13 protein-coding genes are annotated in these 16,538 nt (G+C 70.9%); 8 read left to right on the forward strand and 5 right to left on the reverse strand.

Translation table 11 applies throughout. The features are described 5' to 3' along the window. Together QTI51_RS25595 and QTI51_RS25600 are read right to left on the reverse strand one after the other, a co-directional pair. Entirely contained in the window at window positions 1-1,425 is a 1,425-nt protein-coding gene (locus QTI51_RS25595; RefSeq protein ID WP_286516496.1) for a tetratricopeptide repeat protein, read from the reverse strand. Further along, window positions 1,422-2,882, reverse strand: a complete 1,461-nt coding sequence (locus QTI51_RS25600; protein WP_286516497.1) for an FAD-binding oxidoreductase — start codon at window positions 2,880-2,882, stop codon at window positions 1,422-1,424. Before QTI51_RS25600 ends, QTI51_RS25595 begins: the two co-directional genes overlap by 4 nt. Window positions 2,883-3,239: 357 nt before the next feature. On the opposite strand from QTI51_RS25600, the gene QTI51_RS25605 reads away from it, so the two are divergent. The 3 genes from QTI51_RS25605 to QTI51_RS25615 are packed head-to-tail and all read left to right on the forward strand — an operon-like array spanning window position 3,240 to window position 7,309. Continuing rightward, on the forward strand, window positions 3,240-3,950 hold the full coding sequence (locus tag QTI51_RS25605; RefSeq protein ID WP_116913723.1) for a response regulator: 711 nt from the start codon (window positions 3,240-3,242) through the stop codon (window positions 3,948-3,950). A gap of 18 nt (window positions 3,951-3,968) precedes the next feature. Continuing rightward, window positions 3,969-4,961: an ABC transporter substrate-binding protein gene (locus QTI51_RS25610; protein ID WP_286516500.1), complete on the forward strand. Its 993-nt coding sequence runs from the start codon at window positions 3,969-3,971 to the stop codon at window positions 4,959-4,961. Continuing rightward, entirely contained in the window at window positions 4,958-7,309 is a 2,352-nt protein-coding gene (locus QTI51_RS25615; protein ID WP_286516501.1) for a hybrid sensor histidine kinase/response regulator, read from the forward strand. The genes QTI51_RS25610 and QTI51_RS25615 overlap by 4 nt, the downstream gene beginning before the upstream one ends. 24 nt (window positions 7,310-7,333) lie before the next feature. On the opposite strand, the gene QTI51_RS25620 is transcribed toward QTI51_RS25615, so the two are convergent. Further along, entirely contained in the window at window positions 7,334-8,176 is an 843-nt protein-coding gene (locus QTI51_RS25620; protein WP_116913719.1) for a dienelactone hydrolase family protein, read from the reverse strand. A gap of 91 nt (window positions 8,177-8,267) precedes the next feature. Continuing rightward, window positions 8,268-9,290: an LLM class flavin-dependent oxidoreductase gene (locus tag QTI51_RS25625; protein ID WP_286516502.1), complete on the reverse strand. Its 1,023-nt coding sequence runs from the start codon at window positions 9,288-9,290 to the stop codon at window positions 8,268-8,270. Between the two features lie 240 nt (window positions 9,291-9,530). Here QTI51_RS25625 and QTI51_RS25630 point away from each other — a divergent pair, with 240 nt between their 5' ends. The 5 genes from QTI51_RS25630 (at window position 9,531) to QTI51_RS25650 (ending at window position 14,978) form a co-directional block, all read left to right on the forward strand. After that, entirely contained in the window at window positions 9,531-10,763 is a 1,233-nt protein-coding gene (locus tag QTI51_RS25630) for a SpoIIE family protein phosphatase (RefSeq protein WP_286516503.1), read from the forward strand. Between the two features lie 70 nt (window positions 10,764-10,833). Beyond that, entirely contained in the window at window positions 10,834-11,406 is a 573-nt protein-coding gene (locus QTI51_RS25635) for a SiaB family protein kinase (protein ID WP_116913716.1), read from the forward strand. A gap of 35 nt (window positions 11,407-11,441) precedes the next feature. Then, entirely contained in the window at window positions 11,442-11,831 is a 390-nt protein-coding gene (locus QTI51_RS25640) for a DUF1987 domain-containing protein (protein WP_286516504.1), read from the forward strand. A gap of 1 nt (window position 11,832) precedes the next feature. Further along, on the forward strand, window positions 11,833-12,654 hold the full coding sequence (locus QTI51_RS25645; RefSeq protein ID WP_286516506.1) for a GGDEF domain-containing protein: 822 nt from the start codon (window positions 11,833-11,835) through the stop codon (window positions 12,652-12,654). Further along, window positions 12,651-14,978 (forward strand): putative bifunctional diguanylate cyclase/phosphodiesterase, encoded by a 2,328-nt coding sequence (locus tag QTI51_RS25650; protein ID WP_286516507.1) that lies wholly within the window; start codon window positions 12,651-12,653, stop codon window positions 14,976-14,978. Before QTI51_RS25645 ends, QTI51_RS25650 begins: the two co-directional genes overlap by 4 nt. Window positions 14,979-15,004: 26 nt before the next feature. Here the strand turns inward: QTI51_RS25650 and hemN are convergent, their stop codons facing one another. After that, a complete protein-coding gene (hemN, locus tag QTI51_RS25655; protein ID WP_286516508.1) occupies window positions 15,005-16,456 on the reverse strand; it encodes an oxygen-independent coproporphyrinogen III oxidase in 1,452 nt (483 codons plus the stop codon). Window positions 16,457-16,538 lie beyond the last annotated feature (82 nt).

Raw genomic sequence — 16,538 nt, forward strand, 5'->3', positions numbered from 1 at the left:
TCAACCTCCGGAAGCGGATGCAGATGCGGACACAGGCGCGGACGCGGGCGCAGCTGCGTGCAATGGAGAACCTGCGAAACGGCTGCCGGGCGACGGCACCGTGTGGATGCGCTCCACCGCCCGGCGCACCGGCCGGCGAACGCGCTCCACGGCCTGCAGCAGCGTCAGGTGCAGCACGTCGCGCTGCGCATGGCTGCCGCCCAGCCGATGCGCCAGCGCCGGCAGGCCGGCCAGCAGGCCGATGGCGCGCGCATGGTCGCCGTGGCCAAACGCCACCAGCGCGCGGCAGGCCGGCAGGCCGAGCTGTCGCGTGGTCTTGCCGTGGCGCGTGGGCTGCGTTTCGCTGACGGCCAGCGCGCGCTCCAGGCTCCGCGCGCGGGCCCAGTCGCGCGCGCCCACGAAGGCCAGCATCGCGTGCACGTCGGTGAAGCTGCAGAAGCCGTCGGCAATGTGCGCCTCCCACGCGTCGCAGAGCTCTTCCCAGCGCGCGCCGGCATCGTGGCCGCACAGTTGCAGCCGCCACAGCAAGGCCGAGGCATCGATGAGGTCGGCGATGGCGCCCGAGCGGTCCGCGCGCACGCGCTGGTCGTACACGTCGAGCGCCGCCGCGGCCTGGCCGCGTTCGATGAGGAACAGCGCCAGATGCCACCAGCAGTGCGTGGCCACCGCGCTGTGGTCGGCCCAGCAGGCGCGGTGCTCGTGCAGCCAGCGCAGGCCTTCGTCGGCGCGCCCGGTCATCTCGAAGACGTGGGCCATCACGTGGTGCGCCCGCGCATCTTGCGGGTTCAGCGCCAGCGCCGCGCGAGCGTCGCGCTCGGCGCCCTCGCTGTCGCCGCACTCGACCAGGCCGAAGGCGTGCATCGACAGCACCGCGTGGTAGCCAGACACGGTGGGCGACCAGGCCGGCAGCAGGCTGGCCACCCGGGTGTTCATGCGCTCGGCGTCGCCGGTGAGGTAGTCGAGCGCATGGGCCGCGTGCACGGCGAGCGCGTCGCGCGGGTCTTGCTGCAGCAGCTCGCCGAGCGTCTCGCGCGCGAAGTCGTAGTTGTCCGCCAGCACGCTCGCGATGGCCGCGAGGTGCGCGGCCTCCCGCTCGTTGGCGGCGAGGCCCGCCGCGCGATGCAGCACGGGCCGCGCTGCCTGCACGCGCCGCCGGTCGCGGCTGCACAGCAGCGTGTAGGCCTGCAGCACATGCGCCATGACGAAGCCGGGCGCCTGCGCGAGCGCCTGCTCCAGCAGGGCCCCGGCGCCGCTGCGCCAGGCGAGCACGGCGGCGAGCGCGCTGTCGTAGGCGGCCAGCGCCGCGGGCGTGGCGCCGGTGAGGTGCAGGGCGGAGGTCGGGATGGGGGTCGGGGTAGGGGTCGGGGTGGCCTCACCCACCTGGAACGATGCCTGCAAGGATGCCGATGTGGATGCCGCACTCATGACGCGCCCTCCCCCCGCGCACCGCCCTCGGCCTCGACCGCCGGCACGATGTTCAGGTTCATGCGAAACAGGTTGCCCGCGTCGTAGCGCCGCTTCAGCGCCTGCAGTCGCGGGTAGTTGGCGCCGTAGCTCGCGGCCACGCGCTCGCCTTCGTCCTCCGTCAGGAAGTTGACGTAGCCGCTGCCGGTGGCGTGGGGCGCGGCGTCTTCGAAGGCCTGGCGCGCCCAGGCACGCACGCGCTGGTCGTCCTTCGCATCGGACCAGCGGCCATGCACGTTCATGATGAAGCGCGCGTCGCGCCCCACGAAGGCGGTGGCCGTGGGCGCGACGCGCGACATCGCGCCACCCAGCTGCGCCAGGAACACCTCGCACTCCGGGCCCGGCAAGCGTGAGGCCGAAGCGATGACCGCGTCGAGCGCCGCGTCGCTCAGCGCGGCGAAGTTGTTCGACTTCCAGTAGTTGCGCCCGCCCGGTGCCAGCAGCGGAACGAACGCGGTCTGAAAGGCCGCGTACGGCGTGGGCCCCAGCGCCACGGCCAGCGGGGTGCCGAAGCGCGTCACCGGTGCCGCCACCTGCTCGCCCTTCGCGACATCGCCGCAGTACACCAGCGGCAAGATCACCACCTCGGTGCCGTGCACCGACTCCGCGAGAAACGGCAGCGGCGGCGCCTCGCGCATCACCGCCCACACGCTCAGTTCGTCGGGCGCGCCCTCGCTGAAGTCGCGCCACGCGCGCAGCACCTGGCGCGCCTGCGCGAACGGGTACACCACCAGCCCCGCGTATACCTCGGGCCCGACCGGGTGCAGCCGCAGCGTAAACGAGGTCACCACGCCGAAGTTGCCGCCGCCGCCGCGCAGGGCCCAGAACAGCTCGGGCTCCGAGGCGGCCGACACCTCGTGCACGGCGCCGTCGGCCGTGACCACGGTGGCGCCGATCAGGTTGTCGATGGTCATGCCGTGGCGGCGGGTGAGCCAGCCGAAGCCGCCGCCGAGCGTGAGCCCCGCCACGCCGGTGGTCGAGTTGATGCCCAGCGGCACGGCCAGCCCATGGGCCTGCGCCGCGCGGTCGAGGTCGCCCAGCAGCGCGCCCGGACCGACCTGCGCGGTGCGCGCGGCGGCGTCGATGCGCACGCCCGACATGCCCGACAGATCGAGCATCAGCCCCTCGTTCGCCACCGCGTTGCCGGCGATGTGGTGGCCGCCGCCGCGCACGCTCAGCAGCATGCGGTGCGCGGCGCCGAAGCGCACGGCAGCCTGCACGTCGGCCACCGTGAGGCAGCGCGCAATGAGCGCGGGGTGCCGGTCGACCGTGGCGTTCCAGACCTTGCGGGCGTCGTCGTAGCCCGCGTCGCCGCGGCGCAGCACGCCGCCGCCGACCTGCGCCGCGAAGGCATCGGCCGCGGCCTGCGGCAGGGGCTGGCGTTGGTTGTCCAGCGAGAGGTAAGACAGCGATTGCATGGTGTGCTCCTTCAATGAATGTGACGATGTGAAACCCGGCGCAACGTGTTCCGCAGGGCATTGGCGAGCAGCGCGAACGGCCCCCATGGCGCCTCGCCCGACCGCCATGCCGACTTGACCCACGGCCATACGCAGATGGCCAAAGCAAAGAGTTGCGAACTCACGATGTGTGGACTCCGGTGCGTACCAGCGCAACGCGGCTGGGATGCAATGGATTCTGAAAAGCACGTGCGTTCGTTTTGCTTCAGCGGCGCGCCCTTCTTGTTTCGTTTGTTTCACGTGCGGCCGGGCCGCGGCGGGCCTGCCGGTCTACGCTTCGCGGTGGCCAGGGAGCGCGAGCGAGCAAGAGGAGGGTTCATGACCCCGAAGGCGAACATCCTGGTCGTCGACGACGAGCAGGAGATCCGCGAAGTCATCGAGGAGTACTTCGTCTCCCACGGCTACCGCGCCCTCGGCGCCGCCAACGCTGACGCCGCGCGGGCGCTGGCGGCCGAGCACCTGGTCGACCTGGCGCTGGTCGACATCCACATGCCCGGCGAAGACGGGTTGAGCCTGGCGCGCCACCTGCGCGAGCGCTATGCGCACGTGGCCATCGTGATGCTCACCTCGGCCGACACCGTGACCGACCGCGTCGTCGGGCTGGAGATGGGCGCCGACGACTACGTGCCCAAGCCCTTCGACCCGCGCGAGTTGCTGGCGCGCGTGAAGAGCGTGCTGCGCCGCACCGCACCCGCGCGGCGCGCGGAGCTGGGCGCGCAGCGCGTGCGCATCGGGCGCTGCGTGCTCGACCTGGCGGCCCACCGCCTGAGCGACGACACGGGCACCGAGGTGCCGATGTCGCCGCTGGAGTTCGACCTGCTCAAGGCGCTGGCCGAGCACCCGAACCGGCCACTGTCGCGCGAACGCATCCTGAGCTCGCACGGCCAGCGCGACCTGGCGCCCTTCGACCGCAGCGTGGACCTGCGCATCATGCGGCTGCGCAAAAAGGTCGAGCCCGACCCGGAGCATCCGAAGTACATCCGCACGCTGCGCAATGCGGGCTATGTCTTCATTCCCGACGGACGATGACACCCGAACGAGGCTTGCATGACCCCCCGTTTGAAAACCCTTGCCGACAAGCTGCTCACGCTGCTGCTGGCCATCGCGATGGCCGTGCTGCTGGTGCTACCCGGCTGCTCGCGCGAGCCCGAATCGCCGCTGCGCATCGGCACCAACGTGTGGATCGGCAGCGAGCCGCTGTACCTCGCGCGCGACCTCGGGCACTTGCCGGCCAAGTCGGTGCAGCTGCTGGAGTACCCCTCGGCCAGCGAGGTGCTGCGCGCCTTCCGCAACCAGGCCATCGACGGCATGGTCATCAGCCTGGACGAGCTCTTCGGGCTCGCGGCCGAAGGCATGGCGCCGCGCGCCATCCTGGTGGTAGATGTGTCGCACGGCGCCGACGCCATCGTGGGGCGGCCCGGCACGGCCTCGATGACCGACCTGCGCGGCAAGCGCGTGGCGGTGGAAAGCGGCGCGCTGGGCGCCTTCGTGCTCAGCCGCGCGCTCGCGCTGAACGGCATGCAGGCGAGCGACGTCACGGTGGTGCAGATGGAGTCGAACGAGCAGCCCGGCGCTTTCGAAAAGGGCCAGGTGGACGCGGCAGTCACCTTCGACCCGTACCGCGCGCAGATGCTCGCGCACGGCGCCGCCACGCTGTTCGACAGCACGCGCATTCCGGGCGAGATCGTCGACCTGATCGCGGTGCGCCAGAGCGTGCTCGACAAGCACCCGAAGACCACGCAGACGCTGCTCGCGGGCTGGTTCAAGGCCATCGACTACCTGCAGCGCGACCCCGCCGACGCGGCCCGGCGCATGGGCATTCGCCAGCAGACCACGGGCGAGCCGTACCTGGCCGCGCTGCGCGGGCTGCACATTCCGTCGCGCGACGAAAACCTGAGGATGCTCGGCGGCAGCGCGCCCGAGCTGGTGCCCACCGGGCGCCGCCTGATGGACCTGATGCTGCAGGCCAGGCTGCTGCCCACCCCCTTGAAGATCGAGGACGTGCTGGCGCCCGCGCCGCTGCAGAGCCTGCCGCCGTGAAGTTGCGCCTGTCGACGTCGCTCAAGGTGACGGTGCCGCTGATCCTGCTGGGGTTCGCGGCCATGCTGAGCACCTTCATCCTCCTGTACCACGTGCCGCAGGCCGAGCGCGCCACCGAAGACCGCAGCCGCGAACGCATCGCGCAGGAAATGTCGCGCCTGCAGAGCACGCTCGAATACCTGTCGCTGCGCGGCGACCTGGTCGCGGCGCAGCACGAGATCGCGGTGCTCGCGCACAACCACGACATCGTGCTCGCGGCCATGACCGACGAGCGCAACGTGGTCGTCGCCGCCACGCGGCGCGCCTGGCTGGGCCGGCCGGTGGCCGAGGTGCTGCCGGAGTTCGACTTCGTGCAGGCCGCGGGCGCCATGCGCGAGCACCGCGCCCGCGTGACGACCGACGCCACCGGCAAGGAGCTGCTGGCCTACGCCGGCATCCTGATGGGCAGCCGCGAACGCGAAGAGCTGCGCCCCTCGCAGCGCGGCAGCCTGTTCCTGGCCTACGACCTCGCAGGCCCCAAGGCCGAGGCGCGCGCGCAGGTGGTGCAGCAGTCGCTGTACTGGGCCGGCTGCGTGACCGCGCTGGCGCTGGCCATGTGGCTGGTGTTTCATTTCCTGCTGACGCGGCGCACCGCGCGCCTGGTGCATGCGGCGGAGCAGCTGGCCGCGGGCAACCTGGCGGCGCGCAGCCGCTTGCGCGGCAACGACGAGCTGGGCCGGCTGAGCCGCGCCTTCGACGCCATGGCCGAAAAAGTCGCGAGCACGCAGAACCGGCTGCGCCACGACATCGCGGAGCGCGCGCGCGTGCAGCAGGCCCTGCAGAACAGCGAGGCGCGGCTGCAGCAGATCTTGAACAACACCACCTCGGTGGTGTCAGTGAAGGACACCAGCGGCCGCTTCCTGTTCGTCAACCGGCAGTGGGAGCACCTGTTCCACCTGCCGCAGGCCGAGGTGCTCGGGCGCACCGAGGCCGAACTGCTGCCGCAGGCCAGCGCCGGCGATTCGCGCAGCAACGACCTCGCGGTGCTGGAGCGCAACGCGCTCGTCGAGTTCGAGGAAACCGCGCCGCTGGACGACGGGCTGCACACCTACATTTCCATCAAGTTCCCGCTGCACGACGCCAACGGCAAGGCGTATGCGGTGTGCGGCATCTCGACGGACATCACCGAGAAGAAGCGTTCGGCCGAAGAGCTGGCGCGCCAGCGCGAGGCCCTGCACCAGCGCGAGAAGCTGGCCGCGCTGGGCTCGCTGCTGGCCGGCGTGGCGCACGAGCTCAACAACCCGCTGGCCGTGGTGGTGGCGCGCGCTGTGCTGCTGGAGGAACAGGGCGACGCCAACACCCGGGCCATGGCGGCCAAGATCCGCGTGGCGGCCGAGCGCTGCGCGCGCATCGTGCGCAGCTTTCTCGGCATGGCGCGCCAGCAGCCGCCCGAACGCGGGCCGGTGGCGCTGCACGAGGTGGTGGCCGCGGCGCTCGACATGACGGCCTACGCCATGCGCACCAGCGGTGTCGAGGTGGTGCTCGACGAGGCGGGCGACCTGCCGCCGATCCTCGCGGACGCCGACCAGATCCACCAGGTGCTGCTGAACCTGCTCATCAACGCGCAGCAGGCGCTGCAAGACCAGCCGCCGCCGCGCCGCATCCGGCTGCGCACACGCCACGACGCCGCGGCGAACAGGGTGTGCGTGACGGTGTCGGACAACGGCCCCGGCATTCCGCCCGCGCTGCGCACCCGCGTGTTCGAGCCCTACTTCACCACCAAGCCCACGGGCATCGGCACCGGCGTGGGCCTGGCGGTGAGCCTGGGCATCGTGGAGGCGCACGGCGGCGAGCTCACCGTCGACAGCCCGGCGGGCGGCGGCGCGGTGTTCGACATGGCGCTGCCCGTGGGCGACCCGCACGAGACGGCGGGCGGGGCCGGAGCCGTGGCCCCGGCGCCTGTGAAGGCCAAGGCGAGCATGCGCCGCCACAAGATCCTGATCGTCGACGACGAGACGGAGGTGCGCGAGACGCTGGCGCAGATCCTCGCAGGCACCCGGCACCGCGTGGTGGCGGTGCGCTCGGCGCGGGACGCGCTGCGCCACATGGCGCAGGAGCCCTACGACGCGATCCTCACCGACATGCGCATGCCCGACCTCGACGGCCGGGCGCTGTACAGGGAGATCGAGCGGCGCTGGCCAGACCAGGCCGGGCGCGTGGTGTTCGTCACTGGCGACACGCTGTCGGCGGTGCTGAACGAGTTCGTGTCGGCCAGCGGGCGCCCGGTGATCGAGAAGCCCTTTCTGCCGAGCGAGGTGCGCCGGGTGGTGGCGCAGGTGGTGGCGGTGGCGGCGGCAAGCAACGGCTGAGCGGCTTGCCGCCGCGGCCCGCGATCAGGCCAGTGCCGTGCCGAACGTGGCCAGCAGCCGCGCCCATGCGCGTTCGGATTGGGCGGCGTCGTAGACCTGCGTGTCCGGCGGGCACCAGCCGTGCGCGGCCGGGTACACCTCCACCTCGGCCTGCAGCTTGGCGCTGTCGAACGCGGCGCGCAGCGTGGCCTTGGCCTGCGGGTCCTTGGTGTCGTCGTTCTCGGCCACGGCGATCAGGTAGCGCGCCTGCGTCTGCGCGACCAGGCGGTGCGGGCTGTCGGGCGCCGCGGTGACCATGGCGGCGCCGTGGAAGGTGCCGACCGCGCCCACGCGGCCGGGGGCCACGGTGGCGGTGCGCACCGCGATCGGGCCGCCCATGCAATAGCCGGTGGTGCCCAGCTTGCGCGCCTTGTCCACCTCTTTTTGCGCATCGAGCCAGGCCACGAAGGTCTTGCCGTCGCTCAGGTGCATGGCGGGCGTCAGCGCCTGCATCAGCGGCATCACCTCGGCGATGGGCGTCTGGCCGCCTTGCGCCGCGGTGGGCGCCTTCTTTTGCCGGTAGAAGGGGTTCACCACCAGCACGCTGTAGCCCGATTCGGCCAGCCGCCGGCCCATTTGACGGAAGGCGGGGCGCAGGCCGAACACGTCGGGCCACACCAGCACGCCGGGGGCCGCGCCCGCGGTGGGCGCGACGAAGTAGGCGTCGCAGGTGCCGTCCGGCGTGGTGATGCTCACCTCGCGCTCGGCCACGGCCACGGCATTGGCCACGCCGGGCAGCGCGGTCAGCAGGCCGGCGGATGCGGCCCACGTGCCGAAGTCGCGGCGGGTGTACTTCTTGAGTTCTTCCTGGTCGTTCAGATCACACACGGTTGTTTACCTCTTTAGGAATAGGAACACATAGGACGTCAGCTTGTGCCACGAATCGTGGCGGCTCGCAAGGCGAGCCAGAGAAGTCAGGTCAACGCCAGCCCAGCGCAGGCGCCACCTGGGTCAGGATGGTCTCGATGACGTGCGCGTTGTACGCCACGCCGAGCTGGTTGGGCACGGTGAGCAGCAGCGTGTCCGCCTCGGCGATGGCCTCGTCCTGCGCCAGCTGCTTCACCAGCAGCTCGGGCGCGGCCGCATAGCTGCGCCCGAAGATCGCCTGCGTCTGCTCGTCGATGAAGCCGACCGTGTCGCCCTCCTGGCCGCTGCGCCCGAAGTACATGCGGTCCTGGTCGTTCACCAGGGCGAAGATGCTGCGGCTGACCGACACGCGCGGCGTGCGCGCATGGCCGGCCTCTTTCCAGGCCGCGCGGTAGGCGCGGATCTGGCGCGCCTGCTGCACATGAAAGGGCTCGCCGGTTTCGTCTGTCTTGAGCGTCGAGCTTTGCAGGTTCAGGCCCAGCTTCGCGGCCCACACCGCCGTCGCGTCCGAGCTGGAACCCCACCAGATGCGCTCGCGCAGGCCTTCGGCATGCGGCTCCACGCGCAGCAGGCCGGGCGGGTTGGCGAACATCGGCCGCGGGTTGGGCTCGGCGAACCCTTCGCCGCGCAACACGTCCAGGAAGGCCAGCGTGTGCTCGCGCGCCATGTCGGCGTGCGTGCGGCCTTCGTCGGGCGCGTAGCCGAAGTACCGCCAGCCCTCGATCACCTGCTCCGGCGAGCCCCGGCTCAGGCCGAGCTGCAGGCGGCCGCCGGCAATCAGGTCGGCGGCGCCCGCGTCCTCGGCCATGTACAGCGGGTTCTCGTAGCGCATGTCGATCACGCCCGTGCCGATCTCTATGCGGCGGGTTTTGGCGCCGATGGCGGCCAGCAAGGGGAACGGCGCGGCGAGCTGGCGGGCGAAGTGGTGCACGCGAAAGTAGGCGCCGTCCGCGCCCAGCTCCTCGGCCGCCACGGCCAGTTCGATGGACTGAAGCAGCGCGTCGGCGGCCGAGCGTGTCTGTAACTGGGGCGACGGCGTCCAGTGGCCGAACGACAGGAATCCGATCTTCTTCATGGAGGTGCTTTGCGGGAGGGGGCTTGGATCTTGGGTCCGCGCCCGGATACCTTGAGTAAAAGCGTCCGGCGGGGGCGGGGTGGAGGCACTTTGCCCTTCCGTCAAAGACCGGGTGCGCGGGCGGTTTATGGCTTTTTGCGCAGGCCCCCGCACGGACCTGACTTCGTCACCGCTTTGTCATGGATACGAAACGTTAAAAACATAACATAAGTACACATTTATTCTGCAGTTGCTGCTTCCATGCCCGAAACCTCCGAGTATTTGAGCGATTTTCGGCCCCGTTTCCGTCAACCCTGCGCCGCCGACCTGTGCACGGCCGTGCCGTGCATGACGACCGAGGAAACGAACGAGAAGGTCATGGACGTCTTCAACCGGCACCGCGAACTGGTGAGCCTGCCGGTGGTCGAGGCGGGCCAGCCCATCGGGCTGATCAACCGCAACATCTTCCTGTCGCAGATGAGCAAGCCGTTTCGCGTGGAGCTGTACGGCCGCAAGAGCTGCATCGCCTTCATGGACAAGGACCCGCTGGTGGTCGACGCCGCGCTCGACCTGGAGGCCCTGACCTTCAAGACCGTGGCGTACGGCGAGAAGGCGCTGTCCGACGGCTTCATCATCACGCGCGACGGCGAGTTCGCGGGCGTGGGCAACGGCCTGCAGCTCATGCGCGCGGTGGCCGACCTGCAGGCCTCGCGCAACCGCCAGGTGATGCACAGCATCGAGTACGCCAGCGTGATCCAGCGCTCGACCCTGCGCAGCTCGCTCGACGCGCTCGCCCGCGCCTGCCCCGAAGCCCACCTGGTGTGGGAACCGCGCGACGTGGTGGGCGGCGACTTCTACCAGTTCAGCACCGCCGAAGACGGCTGGTTCGCCACCGTGGCCGACTGCACGGGTCACGGCGTGCCGGGCGCGTTCATGACGCTGATCGCGTCGTCGAGCCTGACCCAGGCCATCGAGCAGCACGGCGCGCGCGACCCCGCGCGGCTGCTGGGCAGCGTGAACCGCAGCATCAAGCAGATGCTCGGGCAGATGGACGGGCACGACGAAACGCCCGGCTCCGACGACGGCATGGACGCCGCCTGCTTCTGGTTCGAGCCCGCGCAGGGCCGGCTGGTGTTCGCGGGCGCGCGGCTGTCGCTGTTCGTGCTGCGCCCCGGCGCCGAGGCGGTGGAACTGGTCGAAGGCCAGCGCAAGGGCGTGGGCTACATGGACAGCGAGTTCGACTTCAGCTGGCACAACCAGGAGCTGCTGCTGCCCGCGGGCACGCTGGTGTTCGTCAGCACCGACGGGCTCATCGACCAGGTCGGCGGCCCGCGTGCCATCGCCATGGGCAAGCGCCGCGTGCGCGAGCTGCTGCTGGAGCAGCGCGAGCGCAGCCCCGCGCAGGTCAACCAGGCCGTGCTCGACGCGCTGCAGGCCTGGCAGGGCGAGCACCACCGCCGCGATGACCTGACCTTCTTCTGCTTTCGTACCTGAACCGCCCGGACCGACCCGAACCCACCCGAACTCAACTGAAGCCCGACCGCCACGACACGGGAACCCGCCCATGCCCTGCCCCCCTCTCGCCGACAAGTACGGCTCCTTCTTCAACCTGGCGCGCCAGCACCAGGTCATCTTCTACTACGTGGGCTACTTCTCGCAGCACATCGTGGCCGCCATGTCCGACGCCGTGAAGCTGCAGCTGGAGGTGGCCGGCGTGGCCGGCCCCACGCGGCGCAAGCTGTTCTCGTCGTTCGTGGAAATGGCGCAGAACATCATTCATTACTCGGCCGACACGCTCACCGCGGCCAGCCTTGAAAGCGGCGAGCTGCGCCACGGCTCGGTGTGCATCCGCCGCGAGAGCGACGGCGGCTTTCTGCTGTTGTGTGCCAACCCGGTGGCGCCCGACATCGCGGACGCGCTGCGCATGAAGCTGGAGACGCTGCGCAGCATGACGCTGGAAGAAATCAAGCAGGCCTACCGCCAGACGCTGCGCGAGGAAACGCCCGAAGGCAGCAAAGGCGCGGGCATGGGACTCCTCACGGTCGCTCGCGACGCCCGCGAGCCGCTGGAGTTCGACTTCGACGCTGCCGACAGCGCCGGCGGCGCTTCGGTGTTCTACCTGAAGGCGGCGATCTGACCCCGCGCAGGCCCGGCAACGAATCGAGATCACAGATGGAAAACCTCTACATCGCCCCGACGCCCAGTTCCCCCCAGGTGGACTTCAGGTTCGACACCCGCACGCTCAGCCTGCGAGGCGAGTCCTACCCCGAGAACGCCGCCGCCTTCTACGGCGAAGTGATCGCCAAGCTGAAGGACTACCTGGCGCAGCAAAGCGGCAGCCAGATCGACGTGCACATCGCGCTGGCCTACTTCAACAGCTCCAGCACCAAGATGCTGTTCAACCTGATCGCGGCGCTGAACGACGCCGTGGAAGCGGGCAACAAGGTGGCGCTGAACTGGTACCACGACGAAGAGGACGACACCATCCTCGAGTTCGGCCAGGAGCTGAGCGAGGACTTTCCCGCGATCGACTTCGCCAGCCACCCCGTGAAGGCGAGCTGACATGGACACCGCCCCGCTGCCCGACCTGTTCGATGCCGAGCACCAGGCGCTGCAAGCCGCGCGCGCGGCGTACGACGCGCATGAAGTCGCATATGGTGTCGATGGCGCTCACGGCATGTGCGCCACCGCGCCGGCGGTGCCCTGCCGCCAGGCGCTGGGCGACCTGCTGGCCGTGTACGAGCGGCTGTTGCGCGAAACGCGCCGGCTGGTGCGGCGCAGCGACCGGGCCGAGCTGGAAATGAACCAGCTCAACCTGCGCCTGCAGGACCTGGCCGCCCAACTGGAGTACCGCGCCACGCACGACTCGCTGACCGACGTGCTCAACCGGGCCGCCATCATCGAACTGGTGAACCGCCACTTCGTGCGCAACGACCTCGCGCTGATCGTGCTGGACATCGACCACTTCAAGCGCATCAACGACAGCTTCGGGCACCCCATGGGCGACCGCGTGATCCAGGGCGTGGTGAACTGCCTGAAGGCCGAGGTGCCGCACGCCGCGCAGATCGGCCGCGTCGGCGGCGAGGAGTTCACCGTGGTGCTGCCGGGGCAGGACGGCAGCGCCAGCGGCCAGGTGGCGCACGCGCTGCGCCGCGCCATCGAGGCCTATGCCTTCGACCTGCCCGACCGCAGCAGCGTGACCGCCAGCTTCGGCGTGAGCTGGATGCCGTGCGGCGGCAACTTCGACGACGCCTACGGCCTGGCCGACGAGGCGCTGTACGTGGCCAAGCGCGGCGGTCGCAACCAGGTGGCGATCGCTGCAACCCAGGCCCCAGGTCATGGGGCGCACGGCGCACCCGCCACCGCGCACGCCCAAGCCGCATGAGACCCGAGGCAGAGACGGGCCGGCGCTTGCACGGCCCCGCGCCCGACTGGCGCGTGCTGGTGGTGGACGAGGACGAGCGCGTGCACGCCGAAGCGCGCGGCGCGTTGCAGGGGCTTGCGTTGCTCGGGCGGCCCGTGGTGCTCGCGCATGCGCGCTCGAACGAGGAGGCACGCGCGCTGGCGCTCGATGCGCCCGACCTGGCGGTCGTCATCCTCGGCGTGGTGACAACCGGTGCCGGCATCGATGCCGCGATGGCGCCGACACTCGCGCTCGCCGATTTCATCCGCCACACCGCCGGCCTGCGCAACACGCGCATCGTCCTAAGAACCAGTGGAACCAGTGGAACCAGTGACAGCAACAACGCGCCATCACCAGACGCGCTGCTGCGCCACGCCATCGACGACTGCCGCACGCCGGCCGAACTTTCGCCAGGCCGCCTGCCGGCCCTGGTGGCCATGGCCGTGCGGTCCTGCATGCAGCTCTGCGCCCACGAGGCCCAGAGCCGAGGACTGGAACACATCGTGCGCTCCAGTGCGTCGCTGCTCGAAGAGGCGGGCCTGCGCGCCTTCGCCCACGGCGTGATCGCGCAGCTCACCGCGCTGCTGGGCGCGCCCGGCGACGTGCTGGTCTGCGCGCCGGGCGTGCCGCCGGTGGGACCCTACCGGGTGCTGGCGGCGGCCGGCCGTTTCGCGCACCTGGCCGACGTGGCGCTGGACGCCGTGCCCGACGCGCCCGCCGTGGCGCTGCTGCGCCGCGCGCTGGCCTCCGGCGGCAATGTCTACGGCAACGACAGCGAAGGCAGCGAAAGCCGCGAACTGGCCCTGCACATCGGCAGCAAGAACGCGCAGGAGATGGCCGTCTTCATCGACACCGGAGCCTCGCACGGCGCGCCCGACCGGCGGCTGCTCGACGTGTTCTGCGTCAACCTCGGCACGCTGCTGCACAGCCGCGGCCTGCTGGAGCGCATGCATGACTCGGCCTACTACGACCCGCTCGTGCGCCTGCCCAACCGCACCCGCTTCGTCGAGAAGGTCGACGACTGCGCGCGCCAGGGCATGCGCGACCACATCCTGGCGCTGGTCGACATCGACGACTTCAGCGCCACCAACGACGTGATGGGCCACCGCTTCGGCGACCGCCTGCTGGAAACCGTGGCGCGGCGCCTGGCCGACGCCGTGCCCACCGGCGTGCTGCTGGCCCGCCTGGGCGCCGACACCTTCGGCGTGCTCGGGCCCGTGCGGCAGGTGTCGCCGCAGCAGCTGCTGGACTGCATGCGCCAGCCGCTGGCCGTCGACGGCGTGCCGCACAAGGTCTCGCTGACCTGCGGCTACGTGCTGCTGCCCGAAGACGCGCAGGCCGGCGTCGACCTGGTGAAGGACGCCACCATTGCCCTGAAGCGCGCCAAGCGCGACCACCGCGGCCAGCACCTGCAGTACTCGGCCCACATGGGCACCGAGGCGCGCGCCCGCGCGCTGCTGCTGTCCGACCTGCGCGCGGCCATCGACAACGCGCAGCTGTTCCTGGTGTACCAGCCGCAGCTCAACCTGAACACCCGCGCGCTGGTGGGCCTGGAGGCGCTGGTGCGCTGGCGCGCGGACGACGGCAGCCTGATACCGCCGGACCGCTTCATTCCCGTGGCCGAGCATTCGGGCCTGATCGTCGCGCTGGGCCAATGGGTGCTGTACACGGCCTGCCTGACCATGCGCGAGCTGCTGGACGCCGACCGCGCGCCGCTGCGCATGGCCGTGAACGTGTCGACCGTGCAGCTGCAGGACCCCGGCTTCTTCGACACCGTGCGCACCACGCTGTCGAACACCGGGCTGCAGGGCCATCACCTGGAGCTGGAGATCACCGAGTCGGTCGCCGCGCTGCCCACGCAGCTGCTGGAGTCCACGCTGGCGGCCTTGCGCGCCGAGGGCATTTCCATTGCCATCGACGACTTCGGAACCGGCTATTCGTCGCTGAGCTACCTGGAGCGGCTGCCGCTGGACCGCATCAAGATCGACGGCACCTTCGTGCGCCGCCTCGGCGAGGCCCAAGGCGCGCGCATCGCCGAGATGGTGGCGCAACTGGGCCGCAAGCTCGGGCTGCATGTGCTGGCCGAAGGCATCGAGGACGCGACCGCCTGGCAGGCGCTGCTGGCCATGGACTGCGACGAAGGCCAGGGCTACTTCATCGCGCCGCCGATGGACAGGAGCAGCCTTTTTCAATGGCTGCGCGAGCGGGCGGAAACGCAGCGGCGGGAGCGGCCCTTGCCCGGCGTTTCGAGCCTGCCGGGCTTTCCCGCCCTGCCCGGACTGTCGAGCCTGCCGGGCCACGCGTAGCCGCGGCCCCCGGGCAGCGTTCGCCGCTACACCACCCGCGAGAAGCGCCCCGCGCTTTCGCGGCAGTACCGGTCGAACACCATCGCCACGGCCCGCACCAGGAACCAGCCCCGCGGCGTCACCTCCACATCGTGGTCCGACAGCCGCACCAGCCCCTGCGCCACCAGCGGCCCGAGCGCGGCGAACTCCGGCGCGAAGCGATGGCGAAAGTCCACCGCGTGGGCCTGGCCCATCGCGTCGAAGTCCACGCGTCCGCGGCACATCAGCGCCATGATCACGTCGCGCCGCAGCAGGTCGTCGCGCGACAGCGCCAGCCCGCGCACCACCGGCAGGCGCTGCTGGTCGAGCAGGTCGTAGTACGCGTCCAGCGTCTTGGCGTTCTGGCTGTAGGTGGCGCCCACCCGGCCGATGGCCGACACGCCCAGCGCCACCAGGTCGCCCTCGGGCTGCGTGCTGTAGCCCTGGAAGTCGCGGTGCAGCCGGCCCTGCCGCTTGGCCACCGCCAGCGGATCGGCGGGCAGCGCGAAGTGGTCCATGCCGATGTACACATAGCCCGCGTCCGCCAGCACCTCGATGGCGCGCGCCAGCATGCGCACCCGCGCGGGCGCGTCGGGCAGCTCGTCGGCCAGGATGCGCCGCTGCGGCTTGAAGCGCTCGGGCAGGTGCGCGTAGGCGTACAGCGCGATGCGGTCGGGCCGCAGCGCGCACAGCTGCGACAGCGTGCGCTCGAAGGACGCATCGTTCTGCCGCGGCAGCCCGTAGATCAGGTCGACGTTGACCGACCTGAAGCCCAGCGCGCGCGCCGACGCCATCAGCGCGAACACCTGCCCGGCGGGCTGCACGCGGTGCACGGCGCGTTGCACCTCGGGGTCGAAGTCCTGCACGCCGAAGCTCAGGCGGTTGAAGCCCAGCTCGGCCAGGTGCGCGAGGCGCGCGGCATCGACGGTGCGCGGATCGATCTCGATGGAGCGCTCACCGCCGGGCGCAAAGCCGAAGGTGTCGCGCAGCATCGCCATCAGCTCGCCAAGCTCGCCGTCGTCGAGAAACGTAGGCGAGCCGCCGCCCAGGTGAACCTGCCCCAGCGCCCGTGCGGGGCCGAGCAGCGCGGCCTGCATCGCCGCCTCGCGCGCCAGGTAGCCGAGGTACTGGCGCGCCTTGTCACGGCGCCGCGTGACGACCTTGTTGCAGGCGCAGTAGTAGCACACCGATTCGCAGAACGGAACGTGCACGTACAGCGAAAGCGGTGCGGCCTGCGTGCCCTGCGCGCGCCGCAGGCGCAGCGCCTGCGCATGCTCGTCGGCGCCGAAGGCCTCGACGAAGCGGTCGGCCGTGGGGTACGAGGTGTAGCGCGGGCCGGGCACGTCGAAGGCGCGCAGCAGGTCGATGGGGAGCGGGGGCTGCGAAAGGGTGTGGGGGTGGGGGTGGGGGCGGAGGTGAGACTGGCGCTGGGCGTGGTCGGAGATCGATGCGACGGGCATGGCACGAGGCTAAGGGGGCACGGCGCCGCGCGGCTTGATATGGGTCAAGGCTTCGCGCGCACCGCCTGCCTAAGCTGGCGCA

The sequence above is a fragment of the Variovorax sp. J22G73 genome (genome assembly GCF_030317035.1).
Lineage (GTDB): Bacteria > Pseudomonadota > Gammaproteobacteria > Burkholderiales > Burkholderiaceae_C > Variovorax.

Coding starts and splice junctions, on each gene's coding strand:
- QTI51_RS25630 (WP_286516503.1), top strand. CDS start 9,531: ATGCCCGAAACCTCCGAGTATTTGAGCGATTTTCGGCCCCGTTTCCGT.
- QTI51_RS25625 (WP_286516502.1), bottom strand. CDS start 9,290: ATGAAGAAGATCGGATTCCTGTCGTTCGGCCACTGGACGCCGTCGCCC.
- QTI51_RS25600 (WP_286516497.1), bottom strand. CDS start 2,882: ATGCAATCGCTGTCTTACCTCTCGCTGGACAACCAACGCCAGCCCCTG.
- QTI51_RS25650 (WP_286516507.1), top strand. CDS start 12,651: ATGAGACCCGAGGCAGAGACGGGCCGGCGCTTGCACGGCCCCGCGCCC.
- QTI51_RS25595 (WP_286516496.1), bottom strand. CDS start 1,425: ATGAGTGCGGCATCCACATCGGCATCCTTGCAGGCATCGTTCCAGGTG.
- QTI51_RS25605 (WP_116913723.1), top strand. CDS start 3,240: ATGACCCCGAAGGCGAACATCCTGGTCGTCGACGACGAGCAGGAGATC.
- QTI51_RS25640 (WP_286516504.1), top strand. CDS start 11,442: ATGGAAAACCTCTACATCGCCCCGACGCCCAGTTCCCCCCAGGTGGAC.
- QTI51_RS25645 (WP_286516506.1), top strand. CDS start 11,833: ATGGACACCGCCCCGCTGCCCGACCTGTTCGATGCCGAGCACCAGGCG.
- QTI51_RS25610 (WP_286516500.1), top strand. CDS start 3,969: ATGACCCCCCGTTTGAAAACCCTTGCCGACAAGCTGCTCACGCTGCTG.
- hemN (WP_286516508.1), bottom strand. CDS start 16,456: ATGCCCGTCGCATCGATCTCCGACCACGCCCAGCGCCAGTCTCACCTC.
- QTI51_RS25635 (WP_116913716.1), top strand. CDS start 10,834: ATGCCCTGCCCCCCTCTCGCCGACAAGTACGGCTCCTTCTTCAACCTG.